This is a genomic window from Mycobacterium sp. SMC-17 (assembly GCF_045310915.1).
Classification (GTDB): domain Bacteria; phylum Actinomycetota; class Actinomycetes; order Mycobacteriales; family Mycobacteriaceae; genus Mycobacterium.
In genome coordinates, this window is the sequence record NZ_JBJIAK010000176.1 from 1 (window position 1) to 1,061 (window position 1,061).

General features: G+C 64.3%; 1 protein-coding gene. It reads right to left on the minus strand.

Going from position 1 to position 1,061, the window contains the following annotated elements; genetic code table 11:
- Window positions 1–33: 33 nt before the first annotated feature.
- A partial coding sequence (locus ACJH7A_RS30670; protein WP_406803341.1) for an IS256 family transposase occupies window positions 34–1,061 on the minus strand: 1,028 nt, incomplete at its 5' end.

Consider the following 1,061-nt stretch of genomic DNA (forward strand, 5'->3'; position numbering starts at 1 on the left):
GAGGAATTGTCAATACCTGTGGATCGGCTTGTTTCAGGCGACCTCCGTTCCAGTTGATTCGGTCGGTGCCGAGTCCGCCGACGGGGTGATGTCGGTGGGTCGCTCGAGCAGTTTGCCTTTGTGGAAGATCGCGCCGGCCCGGACCAGAGCGACCAGGTGCGGTGCGTTGACGGCTCGCCAGCGGGCTTGCGCGGCGTCGATCAGCTTGTAAGCCATGGCCATTCCGGCGACGCGTGAACCCGGCCCCTTGGTCACCTTGGTCCTCAAACGTACCGTGGCAAACGTTGATTCGATCGGGTTGGTAGTGCGCAGATGGACCCAGTGCTCGGCCGGGTACTTATAGAACTCCAGCAGCACATCGGCGTCATCGACGATCTTGGCGACCGCCTTGGGGTACTTGGCGCCGTAGTCCACCTCGAACGCCTTGATCGCCACCTGCGCGTGGTCGATATCCTCGGCGTTGTAGATCTCCCGCATCGCCGCGATCGCCCCCGGATGAGCCGACTTTGGCAGGCAGGCAAGAACATTGGCCTGCTTGTGAAACCAGCACCGCTGCTCGCCGGTGGCCGGGAACACCTCACGCACGGCCTTCCAGAACCCCAGGGCCCCATCGCCGACGGCCAGCACCGGTGCGGTCATCCCGCGACGTCGGCACGACCGCAACAGATCAGCCCACGACTCGGCCGACTCCCGGTACCCGTCGGTGAGCGCGACCAGCTCCTTGCGGCCGTCAGCGCGCACACCGATCATCACCAGCAAACAGAGCTTCTCCTGCTCCAGGCGCACCTTGAGATGGATGCCGTCGACCCACAGGTAGACGTAGTCGGTGCCCGACAGATCACGGGCCTCGAAGGCCTTGGCCTCGTCCTGCCACTGCGTGGTGAGTCGGGTGATCGTCGTGGCCGACAAGCCGGCACCCGAGCCCAGGAACTGCTCCAACGCCGGACCGAAATCACTGGTCGACAAGCCATGCAGATACAGCAACGGCAACACCTCGGTCATCTGCGGCGACTTGCGCACCCACGCCGGCAGGATCGCCGAGGAAAACCGTTGCCGCTCAC